20 protein-coding genes are annotated in these 17,090 nt (G+C 34.5%); 16 read left to right on the forward strand and 4 right to left on the reverse strand.

The features are described from left to right. The first annotated feature begins 3 nt into the window (after window positions 1–3). The 4 genes from ACRYLU_RS05130 to radC all read left to right on the forward strand — a co-directional run bounded on the left by ACRYLU_RS05130 (window position 4) and on the right by radC (window position 4,798). Entirely contained in the window at window positions 4–1,329 is a 1,326-nt protein-coding gene (locus ACRYLU_RS05130) for a sensor histidine kinase (RefSeq protein ID WP_278227863.1), read from the forward strand. A 6-nt stretch (window positions 1,330–1,335) separates the two neighbouring features. Beyond that, a complete protein-coding gene (locus ACRYLU_RS05135) occupies window positions 1,336–1,992 on the forward strand; it encodes a phosphatase PAP2 family protein (RefSeq protein WP_038601281.1) in 657 nt (218 codons plus the stop codon). 180 nt (window positions 1,993–2,172) lie between these two features. Further along, window positions 2,173–3,987 (forward strand): glutamine--fructose-6-phosphate transaminase (isomerizing), encoded by a 1,815-nt coding sequence (gene glmS / locus ACRYLU_RS05140; protein WP_445081328.1) that lies wholly within the window; start codon window positions 2,173–2,175, stop codon window positions 3,985–3,987. 130 nt (window positions 3,988–4,117) lie between these two features. Beyond that, window positions 4,118–4,798 carry a RadC family protein gene (radC, locus tag ACRYLU_RS05145; protein WP_445081329.1) on the forward strand — a complete coding sequence of 227 codons (681 nt, stop codon included), beginning with the start codon at window positions 4,118–4,120 and terminating at the stop codon, window positions 4,796–4,798. Window positions 4,799–4,884: 86 nt separating this feature from the next. Here the strand turns inward: radC and ACRYLU_RS05150 are convergent, their stop codons facing one another. Further along, on the reverse strand, window positions 4,885–5,535 hold the full coding sequence (locus ACRYLU_RS05150) for a redox-sensing transcriptional repressor Rex (RefSeq protein WP_038601278.1): 651 nt from the start codon (window positions 5,533–5,535) through the stop codon (window positions 4,885–4,887). Window positions 5,536–5,760: 225 nt separating this feature from the next. Between ACRYLU_RS05150 and ACRYLU_RS05155 the strand changes: the two genes are divergently transcribed. The 6 genes from ACRYLU_RS05155 to ACRYLU_RS05180 all read left to right on the forward strand — a co-directional run bounded on the left by ACRYLU_RS05155 (window position 5,761) and on the right by ACRYLU_RS05180 (window position 10,135). Then, a complete protein-coding gene (locus ACRYLU_RS05155; RefSeq protein WP_038601276.1) occupies window positions 5,761–6,153 on the forward strand; it encodes a Spx/MgsR family RNA polymerase-binding regulatory protein in 393 nt (130 codons plus the stop codon). A gap of 177 nt (window positions 6,154–6,330) precedes the next feature. Then, window positions 6,331–8,238, forward strand: a complete 1,908-nt coding sequence (locus tag ACRYLU_RS05160) for an ABC-F family ATP-binding cassette domain-containing protein (protein WP_038601273.1) — start codon at window positions 6,331–6,333, stop codon at window positions 8,236–8,238. A 271-nt stretch (window positions 8,239–8,509) separates the two neighbouring features. Next, window positions 8,510–9,241, forward strand: a complete 732-nt coding sequence (locus ACRYLU_RS05165; protein WP_445081330.1) for a hypothetical protein — start codon at window positions 8,510–8,512, stop codon at window positions 9,239–9,241. A 9-nt stretch (window positions 9,242–9,250) separates the two neighbouring features. After that, window positions 9,251–9,433, forward strand: coding sequence for a hypothetical protein (locus tag ACRYLU_RS05170; protein ID WP_236620774.1), 183 nt, complete (start codon window positions 9,251–9,253; stop codon window positions 9,431–9,433). Window positions 9,434–9,733: 300 nt separating this feature from the next. Continuing rightward, window positions 9,734–9,895, forward strand: coding sequence for a hypothetical protein (locus tag ACRYLU_RS05175; protein WP_155266158.1), 162 nt, complete (start codon window positions 9,734–9,736; stop codon window positions 9,893–9,895). 60 nt (window positions 9,896–9,955) lie between these two features. Further along, the gene (locus tag ACRYLU_RS05180; RefSeq protein ID WP_445081331.1) at window positions 9,956–10,135 is read left to right on the forward strand and encodes a hypothetical protein; all 180 of its coding nucleotides are present in this window, start codon (window positions 9,956–9,958) and stop codon (window positions 10,133–10,135) included. A gap of 233 nt (window positions 10,136–10,368) precedes the next feature. Here ACRYLU_RS05180 and ACRYLU_RS05185 read toward each other — a convergent pair whose 3' ends face one another. Next, a complete protein-coding gene (locus ACRYLU_RS05185; RefSeq protein ID WP_257140064.1) occupies window positions 10,369–10,497 on the reverse strand; it encodes a hypothetical protein in 129 nt (42 codons plus the stop codon). Here ACRYLU_RS05185 and pyrE point away from each other — a divergent pair. From pyrE to ACRYLU_RS05215, 6 genes are all read left to right on the forward strand, one after another. After that, window positions 10,478–11,107 (forward strand): orotate phosphoribosyltransferase, encoded by a 630-nt coding sequence (gene pyrE, locus ACRYLU_RS05190; protein ID WP_029343821.1) that lies wholly within the window; start codon window positions 10,478–10,480, stop codon window positions 11,105–11,107. The genes ACRYLU_RS05185 and pyrE overlap by 20 nt on opposite strands. A gap of 154 nt (window positions 11,108–11,261) precedes the next feature. Continuing rightward, the gene (locus ACRYLU_RS05195) at window positions 11,262–12,533 is read left to right on the forward strand and encodes a dihydroorotase (RefSeq protein WP_445081375.1); all 1,272 of its coding nucleotides are present in this window, start codon (window positions 11,262–11,264) and stop codon (window positions 12,531–12,533) included. A gap of 405 nt (window positions 12,534–12,938) precedes the next feature. Next, complete coding sequence (locus ACRYLU_RS05200; protein ID WP_021722526.1) at window positions 12,939–13,607, forward strand: DnaD domain-containing protein; 669 nt, start codon at window positions 12,939–12,941, stop codon at window positions 13,605–13,607. Between the two features lie 21 nt (window positions 13,608–13,628). Continuing rightward, window positions 13,629–14,285 carry an endonuclease III gene (nth, locus tag ACRYLU_RS05205; protein ID WP_445081332.1) on the forward strand — a complete coding sequence of 219 codons (657 nt, stop codon included), beginning with the start codon at window positions 13,629–13,631 and terminating at the stop codon, window positions 14,283–14,285. Further along, the gene (locus tag ACRYLU_RS05210) at window positions 14,278–14,970 is read left to right on the forward strand and encodes a tRNA (adenine(22)-N(1))-methyltransferase (RefSeq protein WP_445081333.1); all 693 of its coding nucleotides are present in this window, start codon (window positions 14,278–14,280) and stop codon (window positions 14,968–14,970) included. The genes nth and ACRYLU_RS05210 overlap by 8 nt, the downstream gene beginning before the upstream one ends. After that, window positions 14,967–15,740 carry a Nif3-like dinuclear metal center hexameric protein gene (locus tag ACRYLU_RS05215; RefSeq protein WP_445081334.1) on the forward strand — a complete coding sequence of 258 codons (774 nt, stop codon included), beginning with the start codon at window positions 14,967–14,969 and terminating at the stop codon, window positions 15,738–15,740. The genes ACRYLU_RS05210 and ACRYLU_RS05215 overlap by 4 nt, the downstream gene beginning before the upstream one ends. Before the next feature lie 38 nt (window positions 15,741–15,778). Here ACRYLU_RS05215 and ACRYLU_RS05220 read toward each other — a convergent pair whose 3' ends face one another. Then, window positions 15,779–16,144: an iron-sulfur cluster biosynthesis family protein gene (locus tag ACRYLU_RS05220; RefSeq protein WP_038601249.1), complete on the reverse strand. Its 366-nt coding sequence runs from the start codon at window positions 16,142–16,144 to the stop codon at window positions 15,779–15,781. A gap of 121 nt (window positions 16,145–16,265) precedes the next feature. Next, complete coding sequence (gene yidA / locus ACRYLU_RS05225) at window positions 16,266–17,081, reverse strand: sugar-phosphatase (RefSeq protein ID WP_038601247.1); 816 nt, start codon at window positions 17,079–17,081, stop codon at window positions 16,266–16,268. Window positions 17,082–17,090 lie beyond the last annotated feature (9 nt).

Here is a 17,090-nt window from a genome sequence, read left to right on the forward strand (position 1 = left end):
TAAATGAAAGAAATAGAATCAAAAACAAGTGCCAAAATTATTACCGATACTTTTGTCCGTATTTTCTTAATTTTTAGTCTGTTGATTACAATCATTGTTTCCGGAATTGTTGCATTTACAAGTTTACAAATACGTAAGAGTGAGGGAGCGGCACTTTTAAATTCCGTTCAAACCGCAGCAACTAATGGGCAAGTGAATTGGGATGAATTTAAACTTGATAGTGAAAAAGACGAAAAAGCTACATTTGTTCGACTGACAAGTCCTTCAGGTCAAAGAGAAGAAAGTCAAGGAACAACAAATTTTTTAAAATCACGAAAATCTTGGGGGAGTTTTAGTCTATTAAGAGATGATATCTTTTTATATAGTTCAAAAGCTTCTAAAAATGGAACCAAAGCCGAATTATGGTTGAATATAAATGTTGTAGTTAAATCAATGATTAGAGCGATATTAGTTATTATTGCTGTCATGATTTTCCTCTTTTTCCTTGCTTTGATTTTAATTCAAAAAGCGGCCAGAACGATTAGTCAGCCTTTGACAGATATTGTGGTGGCAACTGATGGAAAGGATGTTAAACAAGTTCCTGTCAGTAAAAATCCTCTTGAAGTTCATCAGTTAAGTCAAAGTTTCAATCGTTTGCTCAATCGACTGAATCAAAAAATTGAGAATGAGCAACAATTTGTCTCGGATGCTTCACATGAGTTAAGAACACCAGTTGCTGCAATTCGTGGACATGTGAATTTACTCAAAAGACGTTGGCATGAACATCCAGAAATTGTTGATGAGTCACTTTCCTATATTGACGAAGAATCAATGAGAATGAAAGTTTTAATCGAAAATTTACTGACCATTTCTAGAGGAAATCATTTAGAAATGAAAAAAGAAAGAATTAACTTAAGTAAATTTACTGACAAAGTGGTCAGTGAAATTCAACCCGCGCTAAGACAAAAAATAAACTTTGATATCCAAACAGATTTATTTGTCAGCATAGATAAAATGACGCTATACAAAATTATTATTATCTTTCTTGAAAATGCTGGAAAATATTCACCTTCCAACTCAGAAATTACAATAAATATTACTTTGGAAAATCATCAAGTTGATTTTCAGGTTGCTGACGAAGGTATTGGCGTTCCAGAAGAAGAAAAAGATAATATTTTTGAACGATTTTATCGAATTGATAAATCCCGTTCAAGTGAAATTCCTGGAACAGGACTTGGTTTGGCAATTGCGAAGGAATATGCACAATTGAATGATGCCAAAGTCTTTGTTTCAAATAATTCTCCGAAAGGGTCAATTTTTCATCTCCTAATGGAGTCTATAGAAAACTAATTAATTATGAATAAAAAAATCTATTATATTTCGGGTGCTATTACCACCCTTGCCTTTTTAATTTTAACGCTCTTTGTTAAAATTGATTTTACTCATGGTCCATTTCCTTTTGATCGGCCAATTCAAACTTGGGCTTTTCATTTGCAAAGCTCCTCAGGGCTCACTTACTTTTTCTCTCATATGACAAATATTTTTGGAGATAAAGGTGGAATAATTGTCGCAGTTCTACTTGCTTTGGTTTTATATCTTCTCTTTAAACAGAAAGAAGCGACAATCTGGTTTGCGGTAACAGTTGTTTTAAGCCTTGCTTTAAATACTGTTATTAAAGTAATTATTGGTCGAGAACGTCCTGATATTCATCGGTTAGCGGCTTTTGCCAATGAAGCTGGAAAAAGTTTTCCAAGCGGACATTCCATTTTTGCAACAATTATTTTTGGAAGTATTTTCTTTATCTGTCTAGGAAAACTTAAAAATTGTTCTTCTAAAATTTTATTAGGCATTTTATGTATTATATTAATTGCGTTAGTAATGTTTTCAAGAATTTTTGTAGGGGTACATTATCCAAGTGATACAATAGGCGGATTTCTCGAAGGAATTAGTATTCTATTACTTACTTATCCCACATACATTAAGTATCAAGAAAAATCTAAAAAAACCAATTGATATCAATTGGTTTTTATTAATGTCGAAAATAAATTATACCAATTATCGTCTTTTTGAGTTTTATTAGAAGTTTTATACTTGACAATGACAAATAAGTGTAATATAATGCTATTTATAAATAAATATTAGAAAATTAATTAACTATACCAATTTCAAAGGTGAGTTAAATGGAGCTTTATTATGTGTGGGATTGTTGGTGTTGTAGGTAGTAAAAATGCAACTGATATTTTGATGCAAGGACTAGAAAAACTTGAATATCGTGGTTATGATTCAGCAGGTATTTTTGTAAATGGTCAAGAAACAGCAGCAAAATTAGTTAAATCTGTCGGACGTATTGCAGACTTAAGAGGAAAGTTAGGGATTGATGTTTCAGGAACAGCCGGCATTGGTCACACACGTTGGGCTACTCATGGTAAACCAACGGAAGACAATGCTCATCCACATACTTCAACATCAGGTCGCTTTATTTTAGTACATAATGGTGTGATTGAAAATTTTGTTGAACTTAAAAACGAATTTTTGATGAATGATACTTTTAAAGGACAAACCGATACTGAAATTGCGGTTCATTTAATTGCTAAATTTGCTGAAGAAGGATTATCAACACTTGAAGCATTCAAAAAAGCTCTAAGCTTAATTCAAGGTTCTTATGCCTTTGCTCTTATGGATCGCGAAGATGCAGAAGTGATTTATGTTGCCAAAAATAAATCACCATTATTAATCGGCCTTGGTGAAGGCTACAATATGGTCTGCTCAGATGCTATGGCGATGATTCGTGAAACGTCTGAATTTATGGAAATTCATGATAAAGAGCTTGTTGTGTTAACAAAGGATAATGTTACAGTTATGGATTACGAAGGCAATGTCCTTTCACGTGAGTCATACACAGCTGAACTTGATTTATCTGACATTGGGAAAGGAACTTATCCTTTCTACATGCTCAAAGAAATTGATGAACAACCAGCAGTTATGCGTAAACTCATTGCGAATTATGCAAATGAAGATGGAACAATGAAAGTCGATCAAGACATTATCAAAGGAATTCAAGAAGCTGATCGTATTTATATTATTGCCGCTGGAACGTCTTATCATGCAGGTTTTGGGGCAAAAATGATGCTTGAATCTTTGACAAATACACCAGTTGAACTTGGTCTTGCTTCAGAATGGGGCTATGATATGCCTTTGTTAAGCCAAAAACCATTCTTTATTTTCCTTTCACAGTCTGGTGAAACGGCTGACAGCCGTCAGGTTTTAGTAAAAGTAAATGAATTAGGACTTCCAAGCTTAACAGTTACAAATGTTCCCGGATCTACTTTATCACGCGAAGCAACTTATACAATGTTAATTGGTGCTGGACCAGAAATTGCAGTTGCTTCAACCAAAGCATATACAGGACAAATTGCAACTTTGGCTTTTCTTGCAAAGGCAGTTGGTGAGTCTGAAGGAGAAGTTAAAGCAAAAGAATTTGATTTAGTTAAAGAATTGTCTTTAGTTGCTCAATCAATTGAAGCCACTTTATCTGAAAAGGATGAAATTGCAGCAATTGTAGCTGACTTATTGCCAACTACTCGCAATGCCTTCTATATTGGTCGAAAACAAGATTATTATGTGGCAATGGAAGCTTCTCTCAAATTAAAAGAAATTTCTTATATTCAATGTGAAGGATTTGCTGCTGGAGAATTAAAACATGGAACGATTTCATTGATTGAAAAAGGAACTCCAGTACTTGCTTTAATTTCTAATAATGAAGAAGTAGCAGCTCATACGCGTGGAAATGTAATGGAAACAGTGGCTCGTGGAGCCTCAGCTATCACAATTGTTGAAGAAGGAGTGGCTCGTGAAGATGATACAATTGTTGTCAACCAAGTTCATCCTTATTTGTCAGCAATTTCAATGGTTATTCCAACACAATTAATTGCTTATTATGCGTCAATGCAACGTGGACTTGATGTTGATAAACCACGTAACTTAGCTAAAGCAGTAACAGTTGAATAAAAGTTACTGACAGAAATTTCTGTCAGTAAAATGATAACTTAAAATAAAAAGTTCTGAGATTCATCAGAACTTTTTTGTTTAATTAATCTTTTGTCAGTGACAAAAGCCGTATTTTTCCGTATATAATAGTATGTATGAACTAAGAGAAAATCAATATCCGATGCAACCTAGAGAACGCTTAGAATTTTTAGGAGAAGAGTGCTTATCTGATGTTGAGCTGTTAGCGATATTATTGCGGACAGGCACTAAGAAATACTCATCATTAAATTTGGCCTTAGAAATCCTTCAACATTTTGAAACTTTGGATAATTTGCGCAAAGCTTCGATTAATGAACTCAGAGAAATTTCAGGCATTGGACTGGCAAAATCCATTGAAATTCGAGCGATGATTGAATTTGGAAAAAGGATACAGACCACTAATAGAAAACGTTATGGTCAAGTTTTGAGTTCCAAAGAATATGGCTTGAGTCTTGCTTTTGAAATGCAAAATTTTGAACAAGAGCATCTTGTGGCGACTTATTTAGATGGTCAAAATCGAATTATTGAAAAAAAGACAATTTTTATAGGGGCGGTTAATCATGCAACTGCAAGCCCTAGAGAGATTCTTTATCATGCAATAAAAAATCTCTCAGTAGGACTGTTAGTTGCACATAATCATCCCTCAGGAAATTTACGACCCAGTCAGGCTGATAAAATATTTACTTACAAAATAAAAAAATCTTGTGAGGATGTGGGAATCAATTTTATTGATCATATTATTGTAGGGGCTGGTAATTATTTTAGTTTTCGGGAAGAAGAAATCCGAAAATGAAGGATTACATAATAAAAAACCATTTTTCAATTAAAAAGAAAGGAAAAGAACAGCCTATAAAAACTGTTCTTCTATTTTGTACTAATCTAGTCTTCTTGAGCTCCCATGAAAAATAGCAGTGTTTGCAGCTCCTTAGTTAAGTCAATTGATTGAACAACCACATCTGAAGGGACTTTCAAACGAATTGGGGCAAAGTTTAGGAAACCTTTGATACCAGCTTTGACTAGAGTGTCAACAACTTCTTGGGCATTTTCTTTGCGAACAGAGAGAATTGCTGTTTTGATATCCGATTTTTTAACATTTTTTTCTAAATCAGAAATATTATAAATTGGAATTCCATCATCTGTTTGTGTTCCAACTAATGGATTGCCAGAAATATCATAGGCTTGCGTGATTCTCATTTTGTTTCTATCTTGGAATTGATAATGGAGTAATGCACGACCGAGATTTCCGACACCAATTAGAGCGATATGCGTTTCTTGGTCTTGGCCAAGAAGTTCTCCAAAGAAATCACGGAGCACTTTCGTTTCATAGCCGTATCCACGTCGGCCTAATTCACCAAATAAAGAGAAATCTCGGCGAATTGTGGCAGCATCTACTCCGATTTTTTCTGAAATGAGTTGTGAATTTGTGCGTGTCACATTTTCTTCGACAAGACTTTTGAACAGTCGATAATACTGTGGCAGTCTTTTAGCAGTTGCTTTAGGCAAGCTTTTACTTGATTTATGATCAGTCATTGTTATACCTCAAAAATTTAATTCGATTTTATTAAAACTAATTAATATTTAGTTTCTTTGTGATAATTTTATCAAAAATTTGTGAAATTATCAAACAAAAGAAATGGAATAGTTGTCCAAAATGAGAAAATAATTATAATTCTAAAAAAATATTTATTTCCCCCTTTTAATTAAGGCGCTTTCATGTTAGAATAGAAATATGAAAAAAATAGATAGGGAGAAAATATGATTAAAATTTATCTTAGTGGTTCATGTTCATCTTGTAGAAAAGCTAAAAAATGGTTACGTAAACATCACATTGAATTTGAAGAAATTAATTTATCAAAAGATGTTATGGAAAAAGATGATTTAATCAAAATTTTATCCTTGACTGAAAACGGATTTGAGGATATAATTGCGACCCGAGGGAAAACATATGCCTCTTTAAATTATAATTTCGATGAATTAGGACTAGAAAAAGCTTTTGAATTAATTCAGGATAATCCACGTATTCTAAAACGACCATTAATTTTTGACGAGGACTGTCTATTGATTGGTTTTAACGAGGATGGAATCAGAGCGTTTATTCCACCAGAAGTTAGGAGAATTGAATTGCGTGAAAGATTAATTTTAGTCTAATATTAATTTTATTTTAGCTTATCAAATTTGGTAAGCTTTTTAATTTCAAGAATTTGGAAGAACTACAAAAAACTTGCCTTAAATGCTATAATAGAAGGACTGCTTTTCTATTATATGAAAAGGAAAAACGAAGTATTAAAAAATATGCTTTGAGATTTAACGAAGAGGATAAATATCATGATTTTACTGCAAGGGAATGGAATTGCACGCACTTTTGGTGGCGATGTTTTATTTGAAAATATCAATTTTAGTTTACAAGACCATTCAAGAATTGCCCTAGTTGGCCGAAATGGAGCTGGTAAGTCAACCTTGCTTAAAATTATTGCTGGAGTTGAAGAAGCGAGTCGCGGAACTGTATCCAAGACCAAAGATTTGACGATGAATTATTTAGCGCAAGATACTGGGCTGAATTCCTCAAGGACAATATTTGCCGAAATGCTCTCTGTTTTTGATTCGCTTCGCCAAATGGAAAAACAATTGCGCCAGATGGAATTGCAAATGGGAGAACTTGCTGGGGATGAATTGACAGCTTTGATGAAACGGTACGATGCTTTATCAGAAGAATTTCGGATGAAAAATGGATTTACTTATGAATCTGAAATTAAGTCTGTCTTAAATGGTTTTCGCTTTGATGAAACAATGTGGGAAAGAGAAATTTCAAGTTTATCGGGGGGGCAAAAAACGCGTTTGGCTCTTGCTAAGATGTTGCTTGAGAGACCACAACTTTTGATTTTGGATGAACCAACTAACCACTTGGATATTGAAACTTTAGCTTGGCTTGAAAATTACCTTAAAAATTACGAAGGTAGTTTATTAATTGTCAGTCATGACCGCTACTTTTTGGATAAAGTGGTTAATGAAGTCTTAGAATTATCTAGAGGAGAATTGACTCGTTTTTCTGGAAATTATTCTCGCTATGTTGAACAAAGAGAGCAAAAACTCTTGTTAGAACTCAAAAATTTTGAAAAACAACAAAAAGAAATTGCTAAATTAGAGGACTATGTTGCCAGAAATTTAGTTCGTGCTTCGACGACTAAAATGGCGCAATCGCGTCGTAAAAAGTTGGAGAAAATGGAGCGTTTAGACGCACCAACAAGTGATGACAAATCAGCCAATGTTACTTTTACTCCTGAAAAAACGTCTGGAAATGTTGTTTTAACCGTTTCAGAAGCAACGGTAGGTTATGAAGATAATCGTCTCTCTGGTCCGATTAACATTGACGAGCGTAAAGGTGAGTCCCTTGCTATTGTTGGGCCAAATGGAGTAGGTAAAACAACATTAATTAAGTCGATTGTTGGACAGATTCCATTTTTAGCAGGTCAAGCAAAATTGGGTGCCAATGTTACTTTGGGATATTATGACCAAGAACAAGGGAGATTGACTGCTTCAAATACTGTCTTAGACGAATTATGGAATGAGCATCGCTTACTTAATGAAGTTGAAATTCGCAATATGCTTGGAGCCTTTCTTTTTAGTGGAGATGACGTAAAGAAAACGGTTGGGATGCTTTCTGGTGGTGAAAAAGCCCGTCTTTTACTTGCTAAATTAGCAATGGATCATGATAACTTTTTAGTTTTAGATGAACCAACCAATCACTTGGATATTGATTCACGTGAGGTCTTGGAGAATGCTTTGATCGATTTTCCAGGAACAATCTTGTTTGTTTCTCATGACCGCTATTTCATCAATAGAGTAGCTACCAAAGTTTTAGAAATTGCTCCCGAAGGAAGTACAGAATTTTTGGGAGATTATGATTATTATGTTGAGAAAAAAGAAGAAGTACAAGCTGAGAGTAATTCTTCAGAAAATGGGGAGCCGATAGAAAGTTTAGCTCAACAAGATTTTACAGCTCAGAAAGAAGCTCAAAAGAATCGACGTAAAGTAGAGCGCGAAATCAAGGCTTGTGAAGAGAAACTAGCCGATTTGGAAGCAAAAATTGCAGCACTATTATTGGAAATGCAAGAAAATACCGCTGATTTTGTTAAATTAGGAGAGTTACAAGCTGAAATTGACCTCTTTAATGATGAAAAAGATGAGATAGAAATGACTCTTTTGGAAGCGATGGAAGAATTGGAAAATTTGTAAGTATTGTGAAGAGAATTTAGTGTAAATAAGCTAAAACGCGAAGCTTGAAAGCTTTGCGTTTTTTTTATCAAAAAAATTCCGAGATTTCGGAAAAAGTCTTTTCGGACATTTTGATTTGATATAATCAGTTTAGAAAATGATTCATGAATAATGAGTGTCGCTCACTCAGAATGGTAAAAGGAGGGTTAAAAATCTTGAAAGAAGAAATGTCACCGTAACAGTGATGCAAAATCTCTATTGATTTGCATCGCATCTCAAAAAGGAGAAAAATATGTCACATTTAAAAAATAATCTAGTATTTTCAAGTCTAACCATTTTACTCGTAACGGGTGGAAGTCTTGGACTTGCCCAATCTACACACAATAAGGTCTCATCACAAAAACTCGAAGCTAAAAATGTAAATCAAGTTTCAAACTATTCTGGTGATATTGACTTGTTGACAGTAAGCCAACCAACTACGCCAACGACGAATAATGGTCAAATTAATCAATACTTTATCAATCGTTTTGATAATGCTATATCTCTTTTAAATGGGAAATATGTTGTAAATCATAATGTGTTACCTCAAAATACAAGTGGTGAAGAAATAAATAAATTAAATGAATCAGTTAAAATTGCAAATCAACAACTTATCGTTGGAGCTCAAAAAATCGAAAAATCTGATATTGATGTTAAGGTTGTTCAAAAAGGAAATTCCATTATTTTAGCTGAAAACCCAACGACTTTGAAGAATTCTGCTACTTCTATGGCTACTAAACATGTAGGAGTAACAAAAGTTGAATTTCACTGGTATGGTGTGCGTTTGTTTTTAAGTAAAAATGATGTAAATAAAATTTTGAAGTATGGTCCTACATCTGTTTCAATTGCTACGATTTGGATGCCAACGACTTGGGTGGTTAAATTGGCAGCATCAGCCGCTGCAGCTTGTGGTTGGATGTCAAGTGTTAATGGAGAAATCTGGATTGACTGGGGACTTATTCCAACTAAGTGGGGATGGCAATGAAGGAGGTTTATGATGAAAAATAATAACAAGAAAAGATTTGTTGCTATAGCTCTCGTTCGTACAATTTTATTTTTAGGTGGTGCTATTCTAATTAACAATTCCGAGAAATGGAGCTTTGGTTATATTTTAGGGTTTGTAATTGCACTGTTTGTTTTAGTTTCAACTTTCTTTGATAAGAGTTTGAGAAAATAACTAAGATTTCAGTGGAGGAGTCTGGGGGTTTGAATGGCAATGATTACTAAAAAGAGTATAAGAATCGTACAATATCTGAGTAGTATATTTGCCGTAATACTCGGTGTTTTAATTTTTATTTTTCCAAATGACCTTAGCATACTTAAATATATTTTTGCAAGTATTGCAGTAATTCTTAGCATTTTAAGTCTTATCATGCAAACTTTTCATAGAAATAAATGATAGGGGTTAGGGCTGAGGGCTGAGGGCTGAGGGTTGATAGAAATGGTTCAATTCCAATAAGCATTTGGAGGTTTAGCTATGAAAAGAATTTTACCAATTTTTAAAGGAGTACTTGTAATAAGTGCAAGCATAAGTATATTTTTCTTTCATCAAAATATTTTAGTACAAATATTTTATATTGTTGTTCTACTTTTTATTATCATACCAGAAGCAATTAAAGCTTATAGAAGAGCTAAATAAATGACAAGAGAGAAGAGCTTATGGGCGTAGAATTTACTTTTCAATCATTGAGGAAATCTAATGAAAAAATTTATATTTTTAGCAGATATCATTTTAAGACTTCTTTTTATGGTTTTGGCTTGGTATGTTTATACAAACTATTGGGCTGATAATAGAATGAAATGGGTTGGCTTGTCTATGGTTGAATTCAATATTATTACAATGTTTTTTGATTCCAATTATCATAAATCGAAAAAATAAGACTTGCAAATCTGGCTCAAGTTTGTTAAACTAATAAACAATATAACTTTTAAACTAGTCCAGAGAGGCTAGCAAGGTTGAAATCAGGAAAAATTGATTCTATTTTTACTGACAGGATTTTCTGTCAGTAAAAGTGAATTTGTTTTGATACTTTTTACACTTGCTAGGATTCTTGGCAAGTGTTTTTTATTGCTGACAATTACCACTATTGGGTTGCACGTTATCCATGCTCGCTACGGTAGTGCTGTCAGTTCAATATGACCAAAGGGAATTATTGAATCGGTAGAAAAATGAACTGTCAGCTTTGCTGATGGTTCTGTCAGTAAACTAGAAGGAGAAATTATGTCAATATCAAAAGCCATTGCTGCAGATTTATTGGAAATTAAAGCGGTCAGTCTCTCACCAAGTCAACCTTTTACTTGGGCTTCAGGAATTAAGTCACCAATATATACTGATAATCGGGTGACCTTAGCTTATCCGGAAGTTAGAAGCCAAATCGAAGGTGCTTTTGCAGAATTGATTAAAGCGGAATTTCCAGAAGTTGAAGTCATTGCAGGAACTGCTACAGCAGGAATTCCTCATGGTGCAATTATTGCTGACTATCTTAAATTACCATTTGCTTATATTCGTAGCAAACCCAAAGACCATGGAGCAGGAAATCAGGTTGAGGGACGTGTGGCAAAAGGCCAAAAAATGGTTGTGGTTGAAGATTTGATTTCGACTGGTGGTTCAGTTTTAGAAGCTGTTGCAGCCGCAGAACGTGAAGGTGCTGACGTGCTTGGTGTGGTTGCAATTTTCACTTATGAATTAGAAAAAGCGAACAGTAAATTTGCTGATGCTGGTGTTAAATTAGCCACATTGACAACTTATTCTGAGTTGATTGAAATTGCTAAAGAAACGGGTTATGTGACAAAAGAAGAATTAGAATTACTTAAAAAGTTCAAAGAAAATCAAGAAACTTGGCAAAATTAATTTACTGACAGAAATTCAAAGAGCCTGTCAGTAAATAATTAGGTTCTGGAATAGCTGTCAGTTCAATTCGACCAAAGGGAGACATTGAATCGGTGGATAAATGAACAAGTCAGCAAAGCTGAGTGTTCTGTCAGTAATTTATGAAAGGAAGAAAATGACTTTATTAATTAAAAATGGACGACTTGTTGACCCCAAATCAAATCGAGATGAAGTGTTAGATATTCTGATTGAAAATGACAAGATAGTAAAAATCGGCTTAAATTTGTCAGTAGAAAATGCAGAAATTGTTGATGCAAGGGGATTAGTCGTTGCCCCTGGTTTAATTGATGTTCATGTTCATTTTCGTGAACCAGGACAAACACAGAAAGAAACGATTCATAGCGGTGCAAAATCAGCTGCAGCTGGTGGTTTTACAAGAGTAGTTATGATGGCAAATACAAAACCTATCTTATCTACGCCAAAAGTACTGACAGAAACTTTAGAAATTGCTGACAAAGAAGATATTAAGATTCATGCAGTTGGGTCAATTACGCAAGATTTTGATGGAGAGCATTTAACAGATTTTGATGAACTCATTAAAGCAGGAGCAATCGGATTTTCTGATGACGGTATTCCGCTGACAGATGCTGGTCTTTTACGTAAAGCTCTGCAAAAAGCGAAATTAACTGACAGCCTGCTTTCAATTCATGAAGAAGATCCAAAATTGATTGGAACTTTAGGAGTGAATGATGGCGAAGTGGCTCATAAATGTGGCTTCACAGGGGCACCGACTGTTTCAGAATACAGCATGATGGCGCGTGATACTATGATTGCTTACGAAACAGGCGCTCGCTTGCACATTCAACATTTATCAGCTGGAGAATCTGTTGAAGTGGTGCGATTTGCCAAAAAGTTAGGAGCAAAAATCACAGCAGAAGTGACTCCACAACATTTTTCGATTACAGAACAAATGATTTTTGAGCAGGGGACAAATGCTAAACTCAACCCACCATTGCGTAGAACTGCTGATATCGATAAAATAGTTGAGGGATTGAAAGATGGAACGATTGATGTCATCGCCACAGACCATGCCCCTCATACTCATGAAGAGAAAAATGTCAGCCTTGATAAGGCACCTTCAGGAATGATTGGATTAGAAACTTCATTGCAACTTGGCTTGACAAACTTAGTCGCAAAAGGCCATTTAACACTCAGTGAATTACTGACAAAAATGACCGTTAATCCAGCTAAACTTTATAATTTTGATGCAGGTTACCTCGCAGAAAATGGACCAGCTGACCTCGTCATTTTTGATGCTGAAAATGACTATCAGGTCGGCGAAACATTTGATTCCAAAGCGACCAATTCTCCATTTATTAAACAGAAAGTTCAAGGGCAAGTCAAATATACAATATGTGATGGAAAAATAGTCTATCAAGCGAAATAATAAAAAAAGGACCATAAGAAATTAATTTTCATAGGTCCTTTTTTGTGTTACTTTACATCAGTATAAAGAACCGTTGTAGAGTAAGTCATTAAGTGAGTGGATAATTTCTAAATTATCTTTGATTGATTTTTCATTTTCTACTTTTTGAGTAATTTTTTCTATTTGTGTTTTCATTGTTTATTTCCTTTCAAATGTCCTTTTGTTTATAAGTATAGTATATCAAGGATTTGCTTGCTAATTTCTTACAAAAATGTAATTGAAGAAAATAAATACTTTAGGAAATTAAGGTCTGAAATTTAATAGTATAAAATAATTGATTAAAAATTTGCTAAAGTTTAACTGATTTAAGTAGTTTTTATGTGAAGTTCATTGAACCATAATGACGCGATATGCTATAATAGTTCTATGAATTATTACGATGAATATAGCAAAGGGCATCTTGTCTTACCAAATGTGATTTTAGCACATTTTAGTAAGCTTTTCCCTTCTGCTTTTGATTTTTTGATTTGGTTATACTTTTTTGAAAATCAAGATATTGCACCTAGTGAAATTGCTGAAAAAACAGGTAAAAAATTATCGGAGGTTAATCAGGCCATTGATAATCTGTCCAAATTTGGAGCAATGAAGGTGACTTTAATTGAAATTGATGGAGAAATGGAAACTTTCTTTGATATTAGCCCGGCCTTTAAGCACTTAGATGAAATTTTGGGTGGTGCTGTTGCGAGTTCAACTCCAGAGAATGAAAAAGTTCAGGAAGAGGGGCAGCTTAAAGAATTAGTTAGCATGTTTGAAGCAGAAATGGGCATGATTTCTCCTGTACAAATGGAAGAATTGAGAGCTTGGCTGTTTGAAGATGGTTATGACTTTTCGTTGATTAAACAAGCTTTGCGTGAAGCAGTTCTCAATCGTAAGGTATCTTTAAATTACATTAAAGCTATTTTACGAAATTGGAAAAATGATGGGGTGAATTCTCTTCAAGCGATTGAGAGTCGACAAATGGAACGCGAAGAAGCTAAGAGAAAGAAACCACAAGAAGATTTTTATATTCCTTTGGATGGACCATGGAATAGTTAATAGAGATAATGGACGTGCACGATGTTAAGTAAAAAAAGATATCTTGAAGCTTTAGAAATTATTGAAGACATGTTCCCGCAAGCTCACGGAGAATTAGAGTGGGAAACTCCTTTTCAACTATTGATTGCGACGATTTTATCTGCCCAAGCAACTGACAAAGGAGTTAATAAGGCGACGCCGGCTCTTTTTGCGGCTTTTCCAGATGCACAAACAATGTCACAGGCAAAAGTGGAAAAAATTGAGAAGCTGATTCGGACAATTGGTCTTTACAAGACTAAAGCTAAAAATATTTTACGGACATCACAGATGTTAGTGAGCGACTTTGGGGACTTTTTGCCTGATTTGCCAAAGGATAAAAAGGTTTTACAAACTTTACCGGGGGTGGGTCGAAAAACAGCAAATGTTGTTTTAGCAGAAGCTTACGGAATTCCGGGGATTGCAGTTGATACACATGTTGAACGAGTTTCTAAACGTTTGGATATCGTTCCCCAAAAAGCAACAGTTTTAGAAGTTGAAGAAAAGTTGATGAAGCTGATTCCGCAAGAAAAATGGGTACAAGCACATCACCATCTCATTTTCTTTGGGCGTTATCATTGTACAGCCAAAAAGCCGAAATGTGCAGACTGTCCTGTTTTAGATTATTGTAAATTTGGAAAGAAATATTTAAAAAATGAATGAAATTAAACTTTCAAAACGTTTGAAAGCAGTAGCTGACTATGTTGATAATGGAGCAAGACTTGCTGATATCGGCTCAGACCATGCTTATTTACCAACTTATTTGATGCAAAAATTGGTGATTGATTTTGCGGTAGCGGGAGAAGTGGTTAAAGGGCCTTTTGAAATTGCTAAAAATCATGTAGAAGAAGCTGATTTAAGTGATCGGATTGTGGTTCGATTGGCCAATGGCTTAGGTGCTATTGAAAATACTGACAAGATTGATACAATCGTGATTGCTGGTATGGGAGGAATATTAATTTCCGAAATTTTAGAGGCAGGTAAAGAAAAGTTAGGCCATGTTAAACGTTTGATTTTGCAACCTAATAATCATGAGGAAAGCCTCCGTCAGTGGTTAGTGAATCATCAATTTGTCATTAAAAAAGAAGAGATTTTATTGGAGGTAGGTAAGTTTTACGAGATTATTGTTGCCGAACCACTCTCAAAATTAATGACAGAAAAGTTGTCAGTAAATGATTTAACATTTGGCCCTTTTTTATCTAAAGAAAAATCAACTGTTTTTCAACAAAAATGGCAAAAGGAATTAAATACTTTGAATAAAATTATTGCTCGTTTGCCTGAAGAACAAGCTAAAAAACGTCAAGAGGTTTTAAATCAAATTGCGAGAATTGAGGAAGTGCTTCGATGAAAATTTCTGATTTTATGCTTGAATACGAAAAATTTTGCCCCAAAGAATTAGCCGTTGAAGGTGATCCTGTAGGTTTACAAGTTGGGAACCCAAACGATGAACTAACAAAAGTTTTGGTAACCTTGGATATTCGTGAGCAAACAGTGGCAGAAGCAAAAGCGCTGGGTGTGAATCTGATTATTGCTAAACATCCTTTGATTTTCCGCCCCCTTTCTGCATTGACTTCAATGAATGATCAGGAAAAATTAGTTTTGGATTTGGTGCGAGCTGGAATTGCTGTTTATACCAGCCATACAAATATTGATGTGGTTACTGGTGGTTTAAATGATTATTTCAGTCAGTTACTTGGAATGACTGATATTGAAGTGCTAGATGAAGAAGAAGGATTGGGCCGTGTTGGAAACATTGAACTGACAGAATTATCAGTGCTGACAGAAAAAGTGAAAGCAGCATTTGGTTTAGATAGATTACGTCTTATCACTTATGACCATAATTTGACTCAAAAAATTAGAAGAATTGCAATTTGTGGTGGTTCAGGTGGAAAATTATGGCCTACAGCTTTGGAAAAAAAGGCAGATATTTACATAACAGGAGATATTTATTATCATGTTGGTCATGATATGCTTTCAGCTGGTTTATTAGGAATAGACCCTGGTCACTATATTGAGCATGCTTTTATTGGATTAGTTGCTGACAAGCTTCGTTCTTTTGATTTGGGTGTCAAGATTTATGAAAGCCAAGAAAAGACAAATCCATTTTATGACATATAAAAAAGACCCTCTTGGAGGGTCTTTTTGGTTGGAACTAATTAGCTTGCTTTTTGTTTACCACGGAAGTCAACGATTAAAAGATTAGGGCTGAGCAATTCAGCTGTACTACGCAATTCAATCAAATTATATGAAGGATTGATTTTGGTAGACATTTCATCTTGGAAGAAGTAAGAACCATAACCTTTATAATAAATTGGTCCAAATTCAGAATCAATACTTGCATCAAAAACTTCGGGAACATTTCCTTTTTCTACGGCAACAATACGATAGCGAGAAATTCCACCTGCACAAGCGTCAACTTCAGTATTGACTTCACTCAAAGTATGGTCAAAATCAAAAACTAAATCAACATCTCCAAATGCTTTAATTTTATTAGCTGTTTTTTCATCAAATGTAATTTTCATCTTATTACCTCCACTGTATATCACAAGATGATTTGTAAATTCATCTATTTGTTATCTTTTTATACTTATATTATAACGCTAAAAAGTTCAGTAGGGAACAATAATGCTCATAAATTTTTAATTAATCTTGGTAATCTTTCAAAACCCATTCATTAATTGCATAAGCAACGCCTGATTTAGCATTTGATTTAGTTACATATTTAGCAATTTTTTTCAATTCCGATTTTCCGTTTTCCATCACTACAGGGCAACCTGCAACTTCAAGCATTGAACGGTCGTTTTCTTCATCTCCAATAGCCATTACTTCATCCAAGTCAAAAGAAAGTTTCTCAGCCAAATGTTGAACTGCTGACCCTTTACTTGCTTTTTTATTCATGAATTCTAAATAAAACGGTGTTGATTTCACTACATTATAACGTTCAAAGAATTCAAAGGGGAGATAAGCAATTCCATCATCAAGAGCCGCAGGCTCATCGACCATCATTACTTTAGCAATTTCTAAAGCAGCAATATCTTCGGGTTGGCGAATATAAAGTGGCATTTTAACCATTTGGGCTTCTTGGACAGTATATCTTCCGACATCATGATTTGGAGTATAGATTCCCTCACGAGTAATTGCGTGAATTGGTAGACCAATTTTACGAGCAGCAGCATCTAAGTCAAGCCAATCTTCAGAACTCAAAGTTTCTTTAATAAATTCTTCCCCGGTTGCTCGCTGAACCAACCCACCATTATAAGTAATAACATAATCACTTTGGTCAGTTAATTCAAGTGATTTTAGGATATCAACAACACCAGGTAAAGGTCGACCAGTTGTAATGACAATTTTAACGCCAGCCGCTTTGGCTTTTTTTACAGCCGTTTTTACTTCGGCAGTAATTTGGCGATTAGGGTCAAGTAAAGTTCCATCAAGGTCAATAGCAACAAGTTTAATCATAAGAATTTC

The organism is Lactococcus sp. KTH0-1S, from assembly GCF_052544945.1.

What these genes read in the sequence shown, in the direction of transcription:
- ACRYLU_RS05200 (WP_021722526.1), top strand. Translation starts at nt 12,939, where the DNA reads ATGAATTATTACGATGAATATAGCAAAGGGCATCTTGTCTTACCAAAT.
- ACRYLU_RS05165 (WP_445081330.1), top strand. Translation starts at nt 8,510, where the DNA reads ATGTCACATTTAAAAAATAATCTAGTATTTTCAAGTCTAACCATTTTA.
- nth (WP_445081332.1), top strand. Translation starts at nt 13,629, where the DNA reads ATGTTAAGTAAAAAAAGATATCTTGAAGCTTTAGAAATTATTGAAGAC.
- ACRYLU_RS05220 (WP_038601249.1), bottom strand. Translation starts at nt 16,144, where the DNA reads ATGAAAATTACATTTGATGAAAAAACAGCTAATAAAATTAAAGCATTT.
- yidA (WP_038601247.1), bottom strand. Translation starts at nt 17,081, where the DNA reads ATGATTAAACTTGTTGCTATTGACCTTGATGGAACTTTACTTGACCCT.
- pyrE (WP_029343821.1), top strand. Translation starts at nt 10,478, where the DNA reads ATGTCAATATCAAAAGCCATTGCTGCAGATTTATTGGAAATTAAAGCG.
- ACRYLU_RS05175 (WP_155266158.1), top strand. Translation starts at nt 9,734, where the DNA reads ATGAAAAGAATTTTACCAATTTTTAAAGGAGTACTTGTAATAAGTGCA.
- ACRYLU_RS05215 (WP_445081334.1), top strand. Translation starts at nt 14,967, where the DNA reads ATGAAAATTTCTGATTTTATGCTTGAATACGAAAAATTTTGCCCCAAA.
- ACRYLU_RS05170 (WP_236620774.1), top strand. Translation starts at nt 9,251, where the DNA reads ATGATGAAAAATAATAACAAGAAAAGATTTGTTGCTATAGCTCTCGTT.
- glmS (WP_445081328.1), top strand. Translation starts at nt 2,173, where the DNA reads ATGTGTGGGATTGTTGGTGTTGTAGGTAGTAAAAATGCAACTGATATT.
- ACRYLU_RS05160 (WP_038601273.1), top strand. Translation starts at nt 6,331, where the DNA reads ATGATTTTACTGCAAGGGAATGGAATTGCACGCACTTTTGGTGGCGAT.
- ACRYLU_RS05180 (WP_445081331.1), top strand. Translation starts at nt 9,956, where the DNA reads ATGAAAAAATTTATATTTTTAGCAGATATCATTTTAAGACTTCTTTTT.
- ACRYLU_RS05195 (WP_445081375.1), top strand. Translation starts at nt 11,262, where the DNA reads ATGACTTTATTAATTAAAAATGGACGACTTGTTGACCCCAAATCAAAT.
- ACRYLU_RS05130 (WP_278227863.1), top strand. Translation starts at nt 4, where the DNA reads ATGAAAGAAATAGAATCAAAAACAAGTGCCAAAATTATTACCGATACT.
- ACRYLU_RS05150 (WP_038601278.1), bottom strand. Translation starts at nt 5,535, where the DNA reads ATGACTGATCATAAATCAAGTAAAAGCTTGCCTAAAGCAACTGCTAAA.
- ACRYLU_RS05135 (WP_038601281.1), top strand. Translation starts at nt 1,336, where the DNA reads ATGAATAAAAAAATCTATTATATTTCGGGTGCTATTACCACCCTTGCC.
- ACRYLU_RS05210 (WP_445081333.1), top strand. Translation starts at nt 14,278, where the DNA reads ATGAATGAAATTAAACTTTCAAAACGTTTGAAAGCAGTAGCTGACTAT.
- radC (WP_445081329.1), top strand. Translation starts at nt 4,118, where the DNA reads ATGTATGAACTAAGAGAAAATCAATATCCGATGCAACCTAGAGAACGC.
- ACRYLU_RS05155 (WP_038601276.1), top strand. Translation starts at nt 5,761, where the DNA reads ATGATTAAAATTTATCTTAGTGGTTCATGTTCATCTTGTAGAAAAGCT.
- ACRYLU_RS05185 (WP_257140064.1), bottom strand. Translation starts at nt 10,497, where the DNA reads ATGGCTTTTGATATTGACATAATTTCTCCTTCTAGTTTACTGACAGAA.